The sequence below is a fragment of the Endozoicomonas sp. 2B-B genome, from assembly GCF_053470045.1.
In genome coordinates this window covers 1,064,243-1,080,840 of record NZ_JBLZMU010000001.1, presented here as the reverse complement: position 1 = coordinate 1,080,840, position 16,598 = coordinate 1,064,243, and the positions used below count along the sequence as shown (strand labels likewise).

The following is a 16,598-nucleotide window of genomic DNA, read 5'->3' as shown; positions in this document are numbered from 1 at the left end:
GACTTTCCTTTAATCTTGGTCAGGCTTAAATGCTTTTTCAGAGTCCGGTTTCTGAAAAGATTTCCTCTTCCCCGTCCGACGCTGAGGTATTTCTTTGATAAGCTGGTGGAGGGTTTGCAGGTGCAGTTAGGGTGGATCGACTGTCTCTTTCTTCATAGGGTGGCGGTTGCATTGAAATAATGGGCGGATAAGAATGGCTACCGGCATCTTCATCAGCCCGGAGTAAACCCTGAAGCACGGGAGTACTTTCAGGCTGGTCTATTACTGGCAAATGTCTGCGACAGACATCATCTGCCTCAGTTATACGACGACACCGGATACTGCAGCCATCGTTCCGATATGCACTGACTGCTGGGTAAGCCAGACAACCAATACTGGAGCCAGTAATGCCACCGATAATAAGTCCTGTGGGACTAGTTCCACTTCCAATAGTGGCAACACTCCCTAAAAGGCAACCAACAGCACCTCCAAGGCCTGTAGAAATTCCAGTAGAAATCCCGTGTCTTCGAGCACTTTGCAACGTCGGGTCCTGGCAAATACATTCTACTATTGTTGCACTTCCTGCTACCTGCATCACATCCTACCCCCATTAATGATTTATGTTGTCATTATTCAATTGGACTAAAGTATCTGAAAAAAGTTCCTCAGTTTTTGTCAGAAAACATCCAGAGCCTTTGAGAGTGAGTTAATACTTTAAATGCTTTTTCAAACCGTAGTTTCTGAAAAAATTTCCTCTTGCCCATCCGGCGCTGAGTCATGTCGTTGGTAGGGAGGCGGAGGATCTGCAGGTGTGGTCAGGGTGGCTCGACTGTCTCTTTCTTCATAGGGTGGCGGTTGCATTGAAATAATGGGCGGATAAGAATGGCTACCGGCGTCTTCATCAGCACGGAATGACCCCTGAAGCATGGGGTTACTTCCGGGTTGGTTCATTACTGGCAGATGTCTGTGACAGGCGACGTTTGTCTCAGTTATACGACGGCAGCGGATAGTGCAGCCTTCAGTCCGGTATGCACTACAAGCCGCGTAAGACAGACCACCAAGACAGCAACCAGAAGAGCACCCGATAAGAAATCCTGCGTAAGTACTTGCGGTTGCGAGAGGCAGCGCATTCCCGGTGAAGCCAGCAATCAGGCCTCCACAACATGCAGAAGTTCCGCCAAGAATGCCGTGTTTTCGAGCAGTTTTCGTCGTTGGGTCTGGGCAAATACATTCTAATATTGTTGCACTTCCTGATACCTGCATAACATCCTACCTCCATTAATGATTTATGTTGTTATTACTTTATTGGACTAAGGTACATTAAAAAAGTTCCTCAGTTTTTGTCAGAAAAGTGAATTTTTCTCTCTGTCAACAATCACGGAGCAGCAGGGATCATTGCTTAGTGCCTGACAGGCACAGTCTCTGATATGTGATGCATGGGAATAGCGTGACGGAACCCGGAAAGGTTCATTATTCGGTGTCAACAAGGACAATCAATGAAATGGCGCTCTCGTAGGGAATCGAACCCCAATCTCAGCCTCCGGAGGGCCGCGTGTTATCCGTTACACCACGAGAGCATCGTCTGGCGTAGCCCCGACGGGGCTGAGGCAGGTTAGAATCCCTGTCCAGCTGAGCTACGACTGTTTAAAAGCCAATTGACTTCAGGGCTTTCAGCGGAGGCCAATATTACTGATCAGCTTCCTGCCTGTCTATGGCTTTTTGCCGCAAATACGGTTTTAGGCACTGGTACCTCAAGCTGAACAGGTTTTGGTGGATTCGTCAACTGTCTGCTAATAACCTTTCCTGGCAGCCGGGGTCCTGCATGCATAAGCGTGTCTTGTCTGGTGGAAATACCTGTGACCAACCTTTTTTGCTTTTTCAAACGCCCTATCCGAGGTGACGTAAGATTCAGCATTTGCCATGAACTCAGGGAACTGATGAGAAAAGATGAAATCTGATCTGGACGAACATGACACTGCCTTCTATACATCAAGCACAAATCTCAAAGCAGCACTTAATCACAAATTCAGGGACTGCCAAGTAGATGCATTCCTGTGGATTTTTTTGTGACGCTTGCTCTCTTTATTAAAATCAAAATGGTGTAGCTGTTTATGCGCTTGTTTATTTTTTTAGTTTTCAACTTAATTTTAACAATAGGGTACGCTGACGTATGTCCAATTTGTCTGCATGAAATTATCAGTGGTCAGCAAAGTACCAGCCTTTGTTGCGGACATGATTTTCATAAGGATTGTATAGAGACATTGCGATCAAATCATCGTGATCTGTTATGCCCGGTTTGCAGGCAGCGATCCCGAGTACACCATGGTGCAAGTTCGGGAGATCATAGTGTTTGTTTTGGGCAAGAACCTGCGGTTGAGGCACTTTCCAGACCAGAGCTTCAGGCAAATATGATTGTCGAGCTACAAAACAAACCGGCAAGTCCTAAATTATTATCTGCAGCAGCTCTATTTGTACAATCACAACTCCATTGTCCACCAAGAGACGATAATGACAGAAGATTATACAAAACATTACTTGATTTGTTCTTTCAGCGTTTTTCAGAGTTAAGCGAAGCCGATCGGTGGAAATCAGTAGAAGCTTTTCGAATGTTAATGGATATAACATGCAAGCCAGAGACACAGACTCAGACAGAGAATCAGACAGAGACTCGGACAGAAACTCAGACAGAGACTCAGATTCAGACTCAGACAGTGGCAGAGACAGTGGCAGAGGCAGAGACAGAGACAGAGACACAATGACAGCTGATTTTATTTAGCAAAATCGCCGCGTAAACCCTCGCCCAATCGAGGGTGTCGCAAATAAAGAAGCACCAATGTTTATATTTCGACAAATAGTTCAATACAATCAATCTGTTAAACAATTAGCTGATATGACAAACGTTTTGATCTATAATCCGCGTTGCTTAAAAACAATTCGGTTGCTGGCGGTGCCCTGAGCACACAATAATAAGATCATCGCAATGGTTTATTCAGGTCCACCAGATCTAACCATAAGCAGCATAAGCGTTGAGATGCCCGACGTAGCCAAGTGCCACTGGCCAATTACAGTAAATTGTGCCACTGACTCATTACATGGTGCCGCGGGCCTTTGTCGATATAGGGGATAAGTGAGTGTCTCGGGTAACTCAAATACGTACGTTAATTGCCTTGGTCGGAGGCCTGTTTTCCGTCCTGGCGTTCGCCAAGCCTGTTGAGCTGGATGATATTTCCCGTAAAGAAGTAGCCGAGCGCATCGCTCCTCTTGGCTCTGTGTGTCTTGAAGGTGAAGAGTGTGCTGCCAATGCCGGTGCTACTGCCAGCACCGCCAGTGGTCCTCGTTCCGGTGAGCAGATCTTCAACCAGTTCTGTACTGCCTGCCATACTTCCGGTCTGCTTGGCGCTCCCAAGAAAGGCGACAAGGCTGTCTGGGAAACCAAACTGGCTGCAGCGGGTGATTTCAGCAAGCTGCTGGGTAATGCCATCAAAGGTGTCGGCAGCATGCCTCCAAAAGGAACCTGCGGAGATTGCTCTGACGAAGAGATCAGCAACGCCATTGAATTCATGAGTGGCCTCAAGCCCTGATACGCTTCAGTGTTGTCAGCTTCGCTGGCTCTCAGGCCAGTGGACTGACAAAGCCTTCCGGCTTAACAGCCAGAATTGAACAGTAGATATTGTTCAGAATATTCTCAGCCGTATTCCCCATCAGTACTCCACGGGCATGACGGCTCAGAGTTCCCATAACGATCAGATCCACATTAATTTCGTTGGCCAAATTCTCTATTTCTCTGGCAGCGTTGCCTTTCAACAGGTGTACTTTTACTCTGTCAGATTCAGGATCAATGCCCGCATCAACCAGAGTCTTATCCAGTCTCTGCTGATAGCGCTGATGAGTGCTCTCCTGAAGATCATAGATCTCCTCATCACCCAACATCCTCAATGCAGGCTGGTTCAACGGCAGGTTCCAGACTGTCACTATATGCAGCTCAGCGTCTTCCTGACTGCTGAGATAGTGACCATGAAGGAGCAGATTTCTATTCAGGGCCACCGCATCAGAGTCCGGGTCACCGACATCGACCGCTACCAGAATCTTGCCGGTGAAATCAGGCAGCTGATCCCTGCAGGCCATCATCAACACAGGGACCGGACATTTTCTTAGCAGCGCCAAGTCATTACCAGTTAACTGATTACGAACCAATGCCCCAGAGGGATCTGCAAGCTTGATAACCAGGTCTACACCAAATTCTTCAATTAAACCCGCAATGAGCTGTCTTGGCTTGCCAGCGACAATATGAACTTCGGCTTCAATGCCTTCTTCCCACGCCAGTTGCCTGAACTTCTCGGCATCCAGTTCCAACTGCTTTCTCATGGCAGCCTCCAGCTTGCTTTCCAGAGGTATGAACTGAAGCTTGCGCATAATTTCCAGGCTTTGATCAAAAAAGGCCATGATAAGTCTGGCGTGGTTATCAGCCACCAGCCTAAAGGCCTGTCTTAACTCGAGCTCGCTGGTATGACTTCTGGTAATGGCCACCATAACGGTCTTGAAAGCATGCATAGTCAACCCCATACAGTTCGCATCGGGCTTGTCGAATTACGTGCCGCCATTCTGCGACAAGCTCAGAACGAACGAAGTGTGTATATCAGTTCCTGGCTGCACCGGAAGCAAGACTCCAGAAAACGCCTCAGATCATCTCACCAATAACCGGAATAATAGACAGCACCAGTAAAAGCGCCATAGTGATGTTAAATGCCCTTTGATAAGACGGCTGTTGCAACACCTTTTTCAGACGAACACCAAAAAATAACCAGACGCCTACGCAGGGAATCGCAGCGACCAGAAAGGCCAGGGCAATGACAATCACTTGCAGAAATACATCTCCGGACACTGTTGTATAAGCAGCCACGGCACCTGTCGCCATAATCCATGCCTTCGGGTTTACCCACTGAAACAGGGCTGACTGTATAAAAGTCAGTGGTCTGGACTTGCCGCCATTTAAATCGGCAGGTGCAGACTTTGCGATGAGCCAGGCAAGGTATAGAAGATAAGCGACACCCAGAACCTTGATAATATCGTGAAGCACTGGAAAAAGATCAAACACCGCCCCCAGCCCCAAACCCACAAACAACACCATCAGAGGAAAGCCAAGACAGATGCCCAAAAAATGGGGGATGCTCTGTCGGGTGCCATAATTCATCCCCGAGGTCATGATCATGACATTATTGGGTCCCGGAGTAATCGTACTGGAAAAAGCAAAAGCCAGCAGGGACCACAAAACGATGCTCAACTCGCCACTCATTATGAAACTCCCGTTACTGTTATCTGGCCTTTGAGGAAGAGTACAGCGGCTCCACGCAGCAACACCCTGTCCTCAACCCATTCACACCCCAGCTCCCCCGTTCTTCGGGAAATCTGTTCAGCTTTGAGTGTTCTTTTGCCCAATAGTCCAGACCAATAAGGAGTTAGCATAGTATGAGCTGAACCGGTGACCGGATCTTCTTTATGAATGGGAAGCACTTTCATTATTTGTTCCTTTCTTCGGTTGTCCGATCAAAAACGATTTGGACTCTCTTGTTTTGTTTGCCTTTACTTTCAACCGGCATAAATTGTCACCATACAATTTTGTTTTTATTTTGCTTTTTTCATTTGATTGCAGTTTATAGGCTGCTTAAAATGGTTCAATCCTTTTATTGTCACCATGACAATCATGTAAATAGCTGAATCTATGATCGACTGGCAACCTGATCTGGATCGTTTTTCCGGTCCCAAATACAAAGCGCTGGCTGACGCTATAGAAGAAGCCATAAAGGAGGGCAAGCTAAACAGTGGCGACCGGCTGCCCACACATCGCTCTCTATCTGAGCAACTGGGTGTCACCATCGGGACAATTACACGTGGCTACGCTGAAGCTGAACGACGGCGGCTTATCATCGCAAGAGTGGGAAGTGGTACATTTGTTCTTGGCAAGGTCTGGGAAAAAAGAGATTTCTCTATTCCAGAGCCCCGGGAATCCGACCTGATCGACCTTAGCCTCAGCTTGCCCGTCCCGGCCAACCGAGAACAAACCCTGGCCAGGAGCCTAAGTTCAATAGCCGAAAAATGGCAACAATTGTCGCCTTTACTGGATTACCATCCGGAAACGGGCATCCCCCGGCACCGTGAGACCATAGTTCGCTGGATGGGCTATCACGGAATGAAAGCGGCGCCAGACAATATTCTGATAACATCCGGTGGCCAGAACGCTAACATGCTTACCCTCCAGGGTCTCATGAGGCCCGGAGATGTTATCGCGTCAGAATATCTGACCTACCGCGGATTTATTAATGCCGCCAGACACTGGCAGCTTCGCCATATGGGTTTGGCCATGGATCAGCACGGTCTGACGCCTGAGGCGCTGGAGCAATGTTGTGATCAATTCAAACTCCGTCTTCTCTACCTGACGCCAAACCTTCAGAACCCGACGGCCACTTTAATGCCACTGGCCAGGCGTCAGGAAATTCTGGACGTTGCTGCTGCGCATAACCTTGTGATTCTTGAAGACGATGTGCAGTTTATTCCACCTGAAAACCGCTTACCGTCTCTCTATAGCCTTGCGCCGGAACGAGTGGTGTACACTTCAAGTTTTTCCAAATTCCTGGCGGGAGGGCTGAGAGTCGGTTTTATTTGCAGCCCGAAAGACTTGAACCTCAAAATCAGAATTGCCATGCAAAACAATTATTGGAGCGCACCGCCACTGATGTCAGAAGTGGTAACGGAATGGATTGACTCCGGGGAAGCCCGGCAACTGACAGACTGGCAGCGGGAAGAAATCCTGCACCGGCAGGACATTCTGAAAGAAACTATCGGGCACCTTGATATTCAGTCACAACCTTATAGTTTTTATGCCTGGCTGAGACTGCCAGAACCCTGGCGGGCAGAAACATTTGTCCAACAGCTGGAAAGTAAAAATGTTAAAGTGTTGCACTCTGAAGTTTTTGCGGTTGGCAGCTCGGCTGCGCCTCAGGCCGTGAGAATCTGTATTAGCAGTCCATCATCAAGAGATCAACTCAGAAGAGGACTGGAAACCATCAGCGAACTTCTGGCCTCTGACCCCAAACCTGTTTTCAGACCCATTGTCTTTTAAATGGTTTTTTTAGATGAAACAACTGAATACTTTCTGGCTTAACAGTGGCCTGGCTTTGGCAGGCTGGCTGGTGTGCATGACAACCCGATCAACCTGGGCTGTTGCCGCAGCAGTCATCATTCTGATAGTACACTTCTTTACCTACGGCTCATGGAAAAAAGAGCGGGAGATTATGTTTATTACCCTGATTCTCGGTAGCGCCCTGGACAGTGTGATGAGCAATATAAGCGTTCTTCAATTTGCCGGTGAGAGTCGAATTCTTCCACCATGGCTGGCTTGTATCTGGATAATGCTGGGACTGACCATCCGTCATAGTCTGAGCTGGGCAGGTAAAAGCAGACTGACAGGCAATCTGTTTCTTATTATTTTGAGTGCAGCACATTACTTCCTGTTGTTAGAGTTTACCTATGTTTCTTCCTGTCTGCCCACATGGCAGGCAGTGGCTATTCTTTCAATATCCGCAACAATAATTATTAATATTATTCTGACATTCTCTGATGTCTGGTGGGAAAAATATCGTCTCCAGAACCCGAAATAATCTCACCTGTTATTGAGTCTGAAAAATCACTGCTATCGAATTTCTGCCACAAAAACAGGCTCGAAAAAAGCCTGCTCTCAAATACGCTTACACAAAAGTATCACTTTAGTTACATAAACTATTGTAATATGCCGTCATTTCTGTGTAGCCTGACAACATTTCCGGGCGATGAGCTCTAGATGACATAGTGCGCGAAAATAAAAAAGGAAAGTATTTGATGACCGTCTCAGCCCCCCCTGTTAATGCCAGCAACTTTCTGACTCAAAAGGCAGCTGATATGAAGTCCTGGTTCGAGTCCGGGACCCAACCCATAGAAGGCCTCAATGTTCGTAAAATGCCGGCCCGTGCAGAGCCTCTTGAATACATAGCGAGCGAGGGAAAAACCAAAAACAAGGCTCGCTTCAAACTGATTGTCAGTAAGAACTTTAAGCTTTGGTCGATGGATCTTGAAATGAGTTTTTTCTGCCAGCCCTGGCTAAGCAATGACGGCATAGCCAACCCACCTGGTTTACTTTTCTCAGTCATTGATGACGAAGGTACGATTCACCCCATTGAATACCTGCCAACAGTGTTCGATTATGAAGAAGAGGATATGAATGCACCACAATGGTTCAGCTTCTGGATTCAAAAAATTCTGAAAAGACCTTCAATCAAAATTGTCTTTGCCTATAAACAACTGATTTTCTCTGAGCTTGATGACTAAAGCGCCCTTTCATTTACCATGATACGTCCAGAAACAATAATAAGAACCGGAGCCTGTTTTGAATAATCATAACAAAAGGCTCCTTTCTTTTTATTTCCGGACAGGTGAAAAATATCTGCTATTACTTAATAAAAACAGGCAGAGCCTTCTTTCTCCGAAAATACTGGATTAGTAACATACGTTTTCAGCCATCTAACTTTTTGGAAGGAAAATAATGAATCGTTTACTCCTGCTTTTCTTCACTGCTTCACTATCACTCTTCTCATATTCAGAATTCAGTCACTATACTCATCGCTGGGTTGCCGTATTTGACTCAAGTATTGTTAAAAACTGCGATGCAGAACTACTGATCGAAAAGCTGGACAAACTCTCTTCAGAGGTGACGATATCACTGGTACGCCCCTTCGGATCCTGCGGCATTGTTTTTCTTTCCGATTCATCGCTGGATATTGAAAGCCTGACTCAGCAGGACCCATCCATTCGATATATTGAACCAGATGGCCTTAACCAAATTCTGCCGGAAATGACACCCATTAATTAGCAACAAAACATAAGAGAACGATAATTAAAACAATTCCCTTCTAAAGAATGATGACAGCACTAACAACCTGGTAGCCTGTTATCTGGCATTGATTCCCGGGACTCCGGCTCTCCCACTGCTTGCTTCTACTTCTATTAGTGCTAAAGTGCATGGTTTTTCCATTTTATCCCTCTTGAGCATTTTAATGACCTCCCAGTACACCAACAACATCAAGCTGACTGAATACAGCCATGGCGCAGGATGCGGCTGCAAAATTTCGCCACAAATTCTCGATGGCATTCTAAAAACCAACCTTCAGCTGCCTGACTTCCCCGGACTGATTGTCGGTAACTCCAGCAAGGACGATGCCGCTGTTTTTGACCTCGGAAATGGTGAAGGCTTGATCAGCACCACTGACTTTTTCATGCCTATTGTTGATGATCCCTTCGATTTTGGACGAATCGCTGCCACCAATGCGATCAGTGATATCTACGCCATGGGAGGTAAGCCCATGATGGCTATTGCCATTCTGGGCTGGCCAGTGAATAGGCTGCCCCCTGAAATTGCCGCAAAAGTTGTCGATGGCGGTCGTCGGGCTTGTGCTGATGCCGGTATTCCTTTGGCAGGTGGGCACAGCATTGATGCACCGGAGCCTATTTTCGGACTGGCGGTCACTGGCAAAGTACCGCTAGAGCAGCTCAAGCGCAATGACCAGGCCCGGGCAGGTAGCAAGCTTTACCTTACCAAGCCTCTTGGTGTCGGTATTCTCACCACAGCCCAGAAGAAAAAGCTGCTCAGGGACGAACACAGCCACCTGGCTCGTGATGCCATGTGCACACTTAACAAAATTGGCTCAGAGCTGGCGCAATTACCGGGTATCAGTGCCATGACCGATGTCACAGGATTTGGTCTGCTGGGTCATCTGATTGAAGTCTGTGAAGGCAGCGAAGTAGCGGCCAATATCAGAATGAGCGCTCTATCACTACTCCCCCACGTCAGTGAATACCAACTACAAGGTTGCATTCCGGGCGGTACTGTACGCAATTTTGACAGTTATGGGCATAAAGCCGGGATCATCACAGAAGAGCAAAAACAACTCCTGTGTGATCCACAGACCAGTGGTGGCTTACTGGTCGCTGTGGACAGGGAAAGCGAAGAAGCGTTTCTGGCCATCACCCGGCAGCATGGTCTTTCACTGGAGTCTATTGGTGAGCTGGAAGAATATTCAGAGGGCCCTTTAGTGAGGGTTCAGATATAAGAGGCCAAAAAAAAAAGCCCGACAATGTCGGGCTTAAAAATCGGTTTAAATTGTACGGTTACCGTATTCGCTCGAAGGTTTTTTGGGCGGATCAGCAGTAACGTTTGATGGGACCTCTTCTATTTCACCACCGGACTTAAGAAAGGCCTCTACCTGAGCGTTAAGACTCTCTCTGAGTTTTTTCCGGGATTCAACTGTGCGTTGATCAGCGGGTTCGTCTCGACTCCCCAGATAACTGATATCAACCCCGTCAAAACCAGCAGCAGCTTTTTTCGGCGTTTTCCGTGCCATAGCTATTTCCTCTTGGATACTGGTCAATGGAGCAATCTGTGCTCCAACCCATATTTTAAGACTTTAGTTCCGATTTTTTTTAGTTATAGTCCAGCGTTGGTAAAACGCCAGTCGGTTCGAGTCCTCCATTGATATACTGCTGTTAAAAAAGACCAATGAAATTATAATTACCTATATAGACGGCCTTGTAAAGTCGCAATCAAGCGACGTTTTCCGCCGCGCTTTTTGTGCTCTCCTAACCAGAGTCCCTGCCAGGTCCCGAGATTAAATCGGCCCCCGGTAACAGGTATCATCACACTGGCACCCCACAAGCTTGATTTTATATGGGCCGGCATATCATCAGCCCCCTCAAGAACATGGCGATAGTAGTCGGCACTATCCGGAATAGCTTGAAGGGAAAATGTTTCCATATCATGACGAACATCCGGATCTGTATTCTCATTCAGAGTAAGGGACGCGGATGTGTGCTGAATAAAGATATGAGCCAGACCCACCTGATAGAGTGAAAGCTCGGGAAGCTTTGACTCCAGCTCATCAGTGATAAGATGGAAGCCCCTGTCTTTTTCCGACAGTTGAATCAGTTTCTGAAACCAACTCATATCAAGTCTTCTCCTGTTTTGCCGAACTGCATTGGGCATTAAGCCCTTTTGGATAGCTTAACAGGCCTGTTTAATGATTCAGAGATTTTGGTTTGCTTTCATACTGCCTCTTTCTTTTCTGACAGCACTGTCTCACGCCAACGATTTGAATAGCTTTGGCTGTGACTTTCTTGCTATGCAGGCTTTCTATATGGAAGAACTGGGAGTCAGTGGTGTCACTATTGTTCATCTGACACAAAAGATGGATAAGCCCGAAATAAAGGGCTTTACCAAACCGCTCGGGCCGAAAAAGTACCTGATAGCCTTGGCAGAAGGACTCGAACCCAGTGAAATAAGAGTCACCATGGCTCATGAACTGGTGCATGTCCGGCAGCTGGAAGAAGGCTCAATCGAAAACAGTGAGTTTAAAAAGCATTATCTGGACCGAAGCTTCGAAGATGAAGCCTTCCGGCTAAGCCTGCCATTAGCTGCCCAATTCTACACCAGCCATTCATGTAATGATGAAAATCAGGCAAAGCAACACTGAACGAAGGGGTAGTAGAGTATTTTCCAGCTCAGGGGCGTCGATAGTTGCGCCGTCTATTGATGACAACCTCTCCGAACTTATTGATCTACCCGCTGTTATAGTCTACTTTTTGGATATACAAAATATATATACAGGACTAAAAATGGAAACCAGTGTATTTAGAAACAACCGTTCACAGGCGGTCAGAATCCCCAAAGAGCTTGAGCTGCCAGAAGGCACAAATCGTGTCAGGATCTCCAAACGTGGAGAATCTATACTGATCACTCCGATAAAAGGAGACTGGGACTCATTCTTTCAGATGGTTGATGAAAACGCTGTTGAGTTTGAGCGTCAGCCTCAACCCGACATGCAGGCCAGAGATCTGGGGGATTGGGGCGAATGAAATATATGCTGGATACCAACATGGTTATCTTCGCTATGCAAAAAGACGACCCCAGGCAAGTACGCCAAAAGATAACCAGCCACAATGGTGATATGTTCATTTCCTCAATCACCTATGATGAGCTGATGTTCGGTGTTTATAACTCAGACAGCGAAAAACGAAAGCAGACCAAAATCATTATACTAAACGAGTTTCTCATGAGGGTGTCCATTTTGCCCTTTGATGAAAAAGCCTCCGATCACTCAGCCAATATCCGGCAACACCTTTGCTCAAGAGGCCAGCAAGTCGGCGTATACGACAATCTCATTGCGGGTCATGCCCGAAGTCTTGGCATGACATGCATCACCAACAATACCCGTGAATTCGCCAGGGTACCCTCTCTGCTCGTGGAAGACTGGACCAATGTAAAAACACAAAAAACCAGCAGAAAAAGGTCATTGAGTTCAAACTGATCTACGAAAGAGCCTTGTGTAACTGCCAGAGTTCACCGCTGATTCAATTGCTAAAAGTTGAGTCTGTCAGTTAAACAGGGTCGAGAGATAATCCAGAGGCGCATAGAACTTTTTCCACTGAGTCCAGCCGGTCTCTGAAAAGCCTTCTTCCATTGGATAGCCATAAACGACGTAGTTTGAAAGACTGTTGATGAGAGCGAAGGTCAATGCAGGCACCAGAGTGACACCGGCTCTGATAAATGGGTTGTTTGAGGTTATCTTCGAACTGCCGAACATAAGCAGGACTCCAACTCCGCCCACAGCTGAGGATCCGAGTCCGACTCCGAATCCGGCTCCTAATCTGGCCAAGGCTCCGGCTGAGGTCGTGGCACTGGCTATGGCTATGGCTCCAGCTACGGCCCCGGCTTCGGCTCCAGCGCCGGCTCCGGTTATAGCTCCGACTTCTGCTCCGGCTCCTGCTACGGCTCCGGCTCCGGCAAAAGTTCCTGCTAAAGCTGCGATTCCGACTCCGGCTAAGGCTCCAGCTTCAGCCTTTAACTGTTCCCCCGCATCAATTGTTAACAATGAAAAAATTCCCGAGAGGCTACCCGCAATTGCTGCGCTGACAGCGGAAGCAAGAGTCGCTTTTGCCGGACTGAAGCCTTTATAGATCATGGCTTCATAGGCGACAGCGCCTGCCATAATCCCATTGACCACAGACAATGTCGTGTACCCTCCAGCCGCATACCATTCAGTTGTAGTATTTCTCACGCTCATTTTTCTTAGAATTACCGCCGAAAAAGCGCTGGCTCCAGTTCTTAATAATGCTTCGGACGCAAGGTAGATCAGGACTGTATCAGGTATCTTCCCACTCGTTTTCGTTGTGGCCGCATAAGCTGCCATTACAGCACCGGCAAAATATAGGGGTTTCCACCAGCGCTGCTCCAGGGGCCAGGGAGACACATGCCCAGCCAACGCCACTTCGGTGCTGGTCATCAGGGGGGCCAGCTGCAAACAGAAATCCGTTTTCAACTTCTTCAGCTCTTTTGTATCCGATTCAGTCAGATCATATGTGCTTGAAAGCCCCGAGACTATTCCCGCTGTTTTACACACACCCCACCAGATACCCAGGTTGAGCAGGGTAGACAGAGAGAATCCAGCAATGTTTACCGTTAACTCAAGCCCGTTTGCCACCAGTGCGGTGTCATTAAAAGGCTCAAGAAAATCAAAATCATTTTTTAAGGGGAGACTGGCTTGTGCCGTCGTATAAAGCAAACACAAAAGGAATGGAAACAGGTTGAATGACTTTCTCATGGTAATTTGCCAGATGCAGCTACTGAACCGAAAATATAGACCTAAATGGAGGTATGGATGACAAAATCCTTAACTACCAAGTGTGCAGTGCAGATAAGGCAGCAAACACATATTGAGGCTCTGTTACTGAGGTCTCACCACGGCCTGATGATTAACTCCCTGTTAACTTCAGGGGCACTTCGGGTAAATGGATTTGAAAGTTGAGTCTGTCATTTAAACAGAGTCGAGAGATAATCCAGAGGCGCATAGAACTTTTTCCACTGAGTCCAGCCTGTCTCTGAAAAACCTTCTTCCAGTGGATAGCCATAAACGACGTAGTTTGAAAGACTATTAATAACAGCGAAGGTCAACGCAGGCACCAGAGTGACACCGACTTTAATAAACGGGTTGTTCGAGGTTATCTTCGAGCCGCTCAAGATAAGCGGGGCTGTGACTCCGCCGAGAGCGGAGCCTCCAAGTCCGGCTCCAAGTCCGGCTCCAAGTCCGGCTCCGAGTCCGGCTCCGAGTCCGGCTCCGAGTCCGGCTCCGAGACCAGCTCCGAGTCCAGCTCCGAATACGGCTGCTGTCATAGCTCCAGATAAAGCTCCGATAGTTGTGATTCCGGTTACAGTTCCGGTAATAGCTCCGGTTACAGCTCCGATTGCGGTTACAGCACCGGTTAAGGCTCCGGTTACGACTCCAGCTCCGGTTACGACTACGGTCTTTGTCTGTCCGTCCACATCAATTTTTAACTCTGGAATAATGCCCGATAAGGTACCCGCAATGGCTGCGCTGACAGCAGAAGCAAGAATCACTTTTGCTGGCCTGAAGCCTTTATGGATCATGACTTCATAGGTGACATCTCCTGCCGTAGACCCGCTGATCATAGACAATAATGCGTATTGACCAACCGCATACCATTCAGCGGTAATGTCCCTAACGCTCATTTTTCTTAGAATTAACGTCGAAATAGCGCTGGCTCCGGTTCTTGATATTGCTTCGAATGCAAGGTAGGTTAAAACCACGACAGGTACCTGCTCCCTCCTCTTAAAAGCGGCGTAAGCTGCCATTCCTGCACCGGCAAAATACAGGGGTTTCCACCAGCACTGTTGCAGGGGCCAGGGAGACACATGCCCGGCCAGCGCCACTTCGGTGCTGGTCATCAGAGGGGCCAGCTGCAAACAGAAATCCGCTTTCAACTTCTCCAGCTCTTTTGTATCCGGTTCAGCCAGATCATATTTGCCTGAAAGCCCGGTCAGTATTCCCGCTGTTTTACATACACCCCACCATATACCCAGGTTGAGCAGGGTAGACAAAGAGACTCCAGCAATGCTTCCCGTTAACTCAAGCCCGTTTGCTACCAGTGCGGTGTCATTTAAAGGCTCAAGAAAATCAAAATCATTTTGTGATGGAGGACTGGCCTGTGCTGTCGTATAAAGCAAACACAAAAGTAACTGAAACAGGTTGGATAGCTTTCTCATGGTGATCTGTCAGATGCAGCTACTGAACCGGAAATATAGACCCTAAACGCAGCTATGGATGAAAAAATCCTTAACTCCAACGTGCGCTGTAAATAAGGCAGTTAACACATACCGAGGCTCTTTTACCCTGAGGCTGGTGGTTAACTTCCTGTTAACCTCAGGAGCACTTCGAGTGTCTGTCATCTAAACAGGGTCGAGAGATAATCCAGGGGCGCATAGAACTTTTTCCACTGAGTCCAGCCGGTCTCTGAAAAACCTTCTTCCAGTGGATAGCCATAAACGGCGTAGTTTGAAAGACTATTGATAAGAGCGAAGGTCAATGCAGGCACCAGGGTGACACCGGCTTTGATGAACGGGTTGTTTGAGGTTATCTTCCAATTGCCGAACATTAGCAAGGCTGCGACTCCACTTAAGGTAAGGGTTCCGGCTCCGATTCCGCCTGAGATTCCATTACTGACTTCTGCTGAGGCTCCAGCTCCGAGTCCGGCTCCGGCTCCGGCTCCGGCTCCGAGTCCGGCCAGGGTTCCTGCACATGCTCCTCCTCCGGCAACAGCTCTGACTACAGATTTGATTGTGGCTGTGGGTATAACTTCAGCTCCGAATCTGGCTAAGGCTATGGCTAAGAGTCCAGCCCCGAGTCCGGCTATGGCTCCAGCTTCGATTCCGGCTAAGGCTCCAGTTACGATTATGGTGAGGGCCTGCGTCTGTCCGTCCACATCAATCGTTAGCATTGAAATAACTCCCGAGAGGATACCCGCAATCGCTGAGCTGACAACAGAAGCAAGAGCCGCTTTTGCTGGACTGAAGCCTTTATGGATGATGACTTCATAGGCGACAGAGCCCGCCATAACCCCATTCATCGCAGAAAATATCATGTATTCCCAAGCGGCATACCTTTCAGCTTTAATATCTCTCACGTTCATTTTCCTTAGAATTAAGGTCGAAATAGCGCTGGTTCCAGTTCTTGATATCGCTTCGGACGCAAGGTAGGTCAAAACTGCGACAGGTATGTGCTTCCTCGTTTTCGTAACACTGGCGTAAGCTGCCATTCCTGCACCGGCAAAATACAGGGGTTTCCACCAGCGCTGTTCCAGGGGCCAGGGAGATACACGCCCGGCCAACGCCACTTCGGTGATGGTCACCAGGGGGGCCAGCTGCAAACAGAAATCTGTTTTCAACTTCTCCAGCTCTTTTGTATCCGATTCAGTCAGATCATATGTGCTTGAAAGCCCGGAGACTATTCCCGCTGTTTTGCATACACCCCACCATATACCCACATTGAGCAGAGTAGACAAAGAGACTCCGGCAATGCTTGCCGTTAACTCAAGCCCGTTTGCCACCAGTGCGGTGTTATTTAAAGGCCCAAGAAAATCAAAATCATTTTTTAAGGGGAGACTGGCCTGTGCCGTCGTATAAAGCAAACACAAAAGTAAAGGAAACAGTTTGAATGACTTTCTCATGGTGACCTGCCAGATACAGT

21 protein-coding genes and 1 tRNA gene are annotated in these 16,598 nt (G+C 47.7%); 11 read left to right on the top strand and 11 right to left on the bottom strand.

The window, feature by feature from the left end; all coding sequences use genetic code 11:
• Nucleotides 1-37: 37 nt before the first annotated feature.
• The 3 genes from ACOMHB_RS04450 to ACOMHB_RS04440 form a co-directional block, all read right to left on the bottom strand.
• On the bottom strand, nucleotides 38-520 hold the full coding sequence (locus ACOMHB_RS04450) for a hypothetical protein (protein WP_448215637.1): 483 nt from the start codon (nucleotides 518-520) through the stop codon (nucleotides 38-40).
• A 185-nt stretch (nucleotides 521-705) separates the two neighbouring features.
• Complete coding sequence (locus tag ACOMHB_RS04445; RefSeq protein ID WP_448215636.1) at nucleotides 706-930, bottom strand: hypothetical protein; 225 nt, start codon at nucleotides 928-930, stop codon at nucleotides 706-708.
• A 551-nt stretch (nucleotides 931-1,481) separates the two neighbouring features.
• Nucleotides 1,482-1,556: transfer RNA gene (locus ACOMHB_RS04440), tRNA-Arg, on the bottom strand.
• Between the two features lie 534 nt (nucleotides 1,557-2,090).
• Here ACOMHB_RS04440 and ACOMHB_RS04435 point away from each other — a divergent pair.
• Both ACOMHB_RS04435 and ACOMHB_RS04430 read left to right on the top strand, forming a co-directional pair.
• Nucleotides 2,091-2,738: an RING finger domain-containing protein gene (locus ACOMHB_RS04435; protein ID WP_448215635.1), complete on the top strand. Its 648-nt coding sequence runs from the start codon at nucleotides 2,091-2,093 to the stop codon at nucleotides 2,736-2,738.
• A gap of 372 nt (nucleotides 2,739-3,110) precedes the next feature.
• Nucleotides 3,111-3,560 carry a c-type cytochrome gene (locus tag ACOMHB_RS04430; RefSeq protein ID WP_448215634.1) on the top strand — a complete coding sequence of 150 codons (450 nt, stop codon included), beginning with the start codon at nucleotides 3,111-3,113 and terminating at the stop codon, nucleotides 3,558-3,560.
• 31 nt (nucleotides 3,561-3,591) lie between these two features.
• Here the strand turns inward: ACOMHB_RS04430 and ACOMHB_RS04425 are convergent, their stop codons facing one another.
• The 3 genes from ACOMHB_RS04425 to ACOMHB_RS04415 form a co-directional block, all read right to left on the bottom strand.
• Nucleotides 3,592-4,530: a universal stress protein gene (locus ACOMHB_RS04425; protein ID WP_422136786.1), complete on the bottom strand. Its 939-nt coding sequence runs from the start codon at nucleotides 4,528-4,530 to the stop codon at nucleotides 3,592-3,594.
• A gap of 127 nt (nucleotides 4,531-4,657) precedes the next feature.
• Nucleotides 4,658-5,272: a LysE family translocator gene (locus ACOMHB_RS04420; protein WP_448215633.1), complete on the bottom strand. Its 615-nt coding sequence runs from the start codon at nucleotides 5,270-5,272 to the stop codon at nucleotides 4,658-4,660.
• On the bottom strand, nucleotides 5,272-5,496 hold the full coding sequence (locus ACOMHB_RS04415; protein ID WP_448215632.1) for a PhzF family phenazine biosynthesis protein: 225 nt from the start codon (nucleotides 5,494-5,496) through the stop codon (nucleotides 5,272-5,274). Before ACOMHB_RS04415 ends, ACOMHB_RS04420 begins: the two co-directional genes overlap by 1 nt.
• A 202-nt stretch (nucleotides 5,497-5,698) precedes the next feature.
• Here ACOMHB_RS04415 and ACOMHB_RS04410 point away from each other — a divergent pair, with 202 nt between their 5' ends.
• The 5 genes from ACOMHB_RS04410 (at nucleotide 5,699) to selD (ending at nucleotide 10,115) form a co-directional block, all read left to right on the top strand.
• On the top strand, nucleotides 5,699-7,096 hold the full coding sequence (locus tag ACOMHB_RS04410) for an aminotransferase-like domain-containing protein (RefSeq protein ID WP_448215631.1): 1,398 nt from the start codon (nucleotides 5,699-5,701) through the stop codon (nucleotides 7,094-7,096).
• Between the two features lie 13 nt (nucleotides 7,097-7,109).
• The gene (locus ACOMHB_RS04405; protein ID WP_448215630.1) at nucleotides 7,110-7,634 is read left to right on the top strand and encodes a DUF2878 domain-containing protein; all 525 of its coding nucleotides are present in this window, start codon (nucleotides 7,110-7,112) and stop codon (nucleotides 7,632-7,634) included.
• 217 nt (nucleotides 7,635-7,851) lie between these two features.
• Nucleotides 7,852-8,337, top strand: a complete 486-nt coding sequence (locus tag ACOMHB_RS04400; RefSeq protein ID WP_448215629.1) for a hypothetical protein — start codon at nucleotides 7,852-7,854, stop codon at nucleotides 8,335-8,337.
• Nucleotides 8,338-8,551: 214 nt separating this feature from the next.
• Complete coding sequence (locus ACOMHB_RS04395; RefSeq protein WP_448215628.1) at nucleotides 8,552-8,878, top strand: hypothetical protein; 327 nt, start codon at nucleotides 8,552-8,554, stop codon at nucleotides 8,876-8,878.
• Between the two features lie 184 nt (nucleotides 8,879-9,062).
• Nucleotides 9,063-10,115, top strand: a complete 1,053-nt coding sequence (gene selD, locus ACOMHB_RS04390; protein WP_448215627.1) for a selenide, water dikinase SelD — start codon at nucleotides 9,063-9,065, stop codon at nucleotides 10,113-10,115.
• A gap of 45 nt (nucleotides 10,116-10,160) precedes the next feature.
• Here selD and ACOMHB_RS04385 read toward each other — a convergent pair whose 3' ends face one another.
• Both ACOMHB_RS04385 and ACOMHB_RS04380 read right to left on the bottom strand, forming a co-directional pair.
• Nucleotides 10,161-10,406 carry a hypothetical protein gene (locus tag ACOMHB_RS04385; protein WP_422136778.1) on the bottom strand — a complete coding sequence of 82 codons (246 nt, stop codon included), beginning with the start codon at nucleotides 10,404-10,406 and terminating at the stop codon, nucleotides 10,161-10,163.
• A 167-nt stretch (nucleotides 10,407-10,573) separates the two neighbouring features.
• A complete protein-coding gene (locus tag ACOMHB_RS04380; RefSeq protein ID WP_422136777.1) occupies nucleotides 10,574-11,005 on the bottom strand; it encodes a secondary thiamine-phosphate synthase enzyme YjbQ in 432 nt (143 codons plus the stop codon).
• A 73-nt stretch (nucleotides 11,006-11,078) separates the two neighbouring features.
• Here ACOMHB_RS04380 and ACOMHB_RS04375 point away from each other — a divergent pair, with 73 nt between their 5' ends.
• The 3 genes from ACOMHB_RS04375 (at nucleotide 11,079) to ACOMHB_RS04365 (ending at nucleotide 12,365) form a co-directional block, all read left to right on the top strand.
• Nucleotides 11,079-11,531 (top strand): ImmA/IrrE family metallo-endopeptidase, encoded by a 453-nt coding sequence (locus ACOMHB_RS04375; protein WP_448215626.1) that lies wholly within the window; start codon nucleotides 11,079-11,081, stop codon nucleotides 11,529-11,531.
• A 142-nt stretch (nucleotides 11,532-11,673) separates the two neighbouring features.
• Nucleotides 11,674-11,913 carry a type II toxin-antitoxin system VapB family antitoxin gene (gene vapB, locus ACOMHB_RS04370; RefSeq protein ID WP_317143578.1) on the top strand — a complete coding sequence of 80 codons (240 nt, stop codon included), beginning with the start codon at nucleotides 11,674-11,676 and terminating at the stop codon, nucleotides 11,911-11,913.
• On the top strand, nucleotides 11,910-12,365 hold the full coding sequence (locus ACOMHB_RS04365) for a PIN domain-containing protein (RefSeq protein WP_448215625.1): 456 nt from the start codon (nucleotides 11,910-11,912) through the stop codon (nucleotides 12,363-12,365). The genes vapB and ACOMHB_RS04365 overlap by 4 nt, the downstream gene beginning before the upstream one ends.
• 66 nt (nucleotides 12,366-12,431) lie before the next feature.
• Here the strand turns inward: ACOMHB_RS04365 and ACOMHB_RS04360 are convergent, their stop codons facing one another.
• Nucleotides 12,432-13,658 (bottom strand): hypothetical protein, encoded by a 1,227-nt coding sequence (locus tag ACOMHB_RS04360; protein WP_448215624.1) that lies wholly within the window; start codon nucleotides 13,656-13,658, stop codon nucleotides 12,432-12,434.
• A gap of 57 nt (nucleotides 13,659-13,715) precedes the next feature.
• Between ACOMHB_RS04360 and ACOMHB_RS04355 the strand changes: the two genes are divergently transcribed.
• Nucleotides 13,716-13,862 (top strand): hypothetical protein, encoded by a 147-nt coding sequence (locus ACOMHB_RS04355; RefSeq protein WP_448215623.1) that lies wholly within the window; start codon nucleotides 13,716-13,718, stop codon nucleotides 13,860-13,862.
• Between the two features lie 5 nt (nucleotides 13,863-13,867).
• On the opposite strand, the gene ACOMHB_RS04350 is transcribed toward ACOMHB_RS04355, so the two are convergent.
• Both ACOMHB_RS04350 and ACOMHB_RS04345 read right to left on the bottom strand, forming a co-directional pair.
• Nucleotides 13,868-15,118 (bottom strand): hypothetical protein, encoded by a 1,251-nt coding sequence (locus tag ACOMHB_RS04350; RefSeq protein ID WP_448215622.1) that lies wholly within the window; start codon nucleotides 15,116-15,118, stop codon nucleotides 13,868-13,870.
• Between the two features lie 179 nt (nucleotides 15,119-15,297).
• Nucleotides 15,298-16,578: a hypothetical protein gene (locus tag ACOMHB_RS04345; RefSeq protein WP_448215621.1), complete on the bottom strand. Its 1,281-nt coding sequence runs from the start codon at nucleotides 16,576-16,578 to the stop codon at nucleotides 15,298-15,300.
• Nucleotides 16,579-16,598: the final 20 nt, after the last annotated feature.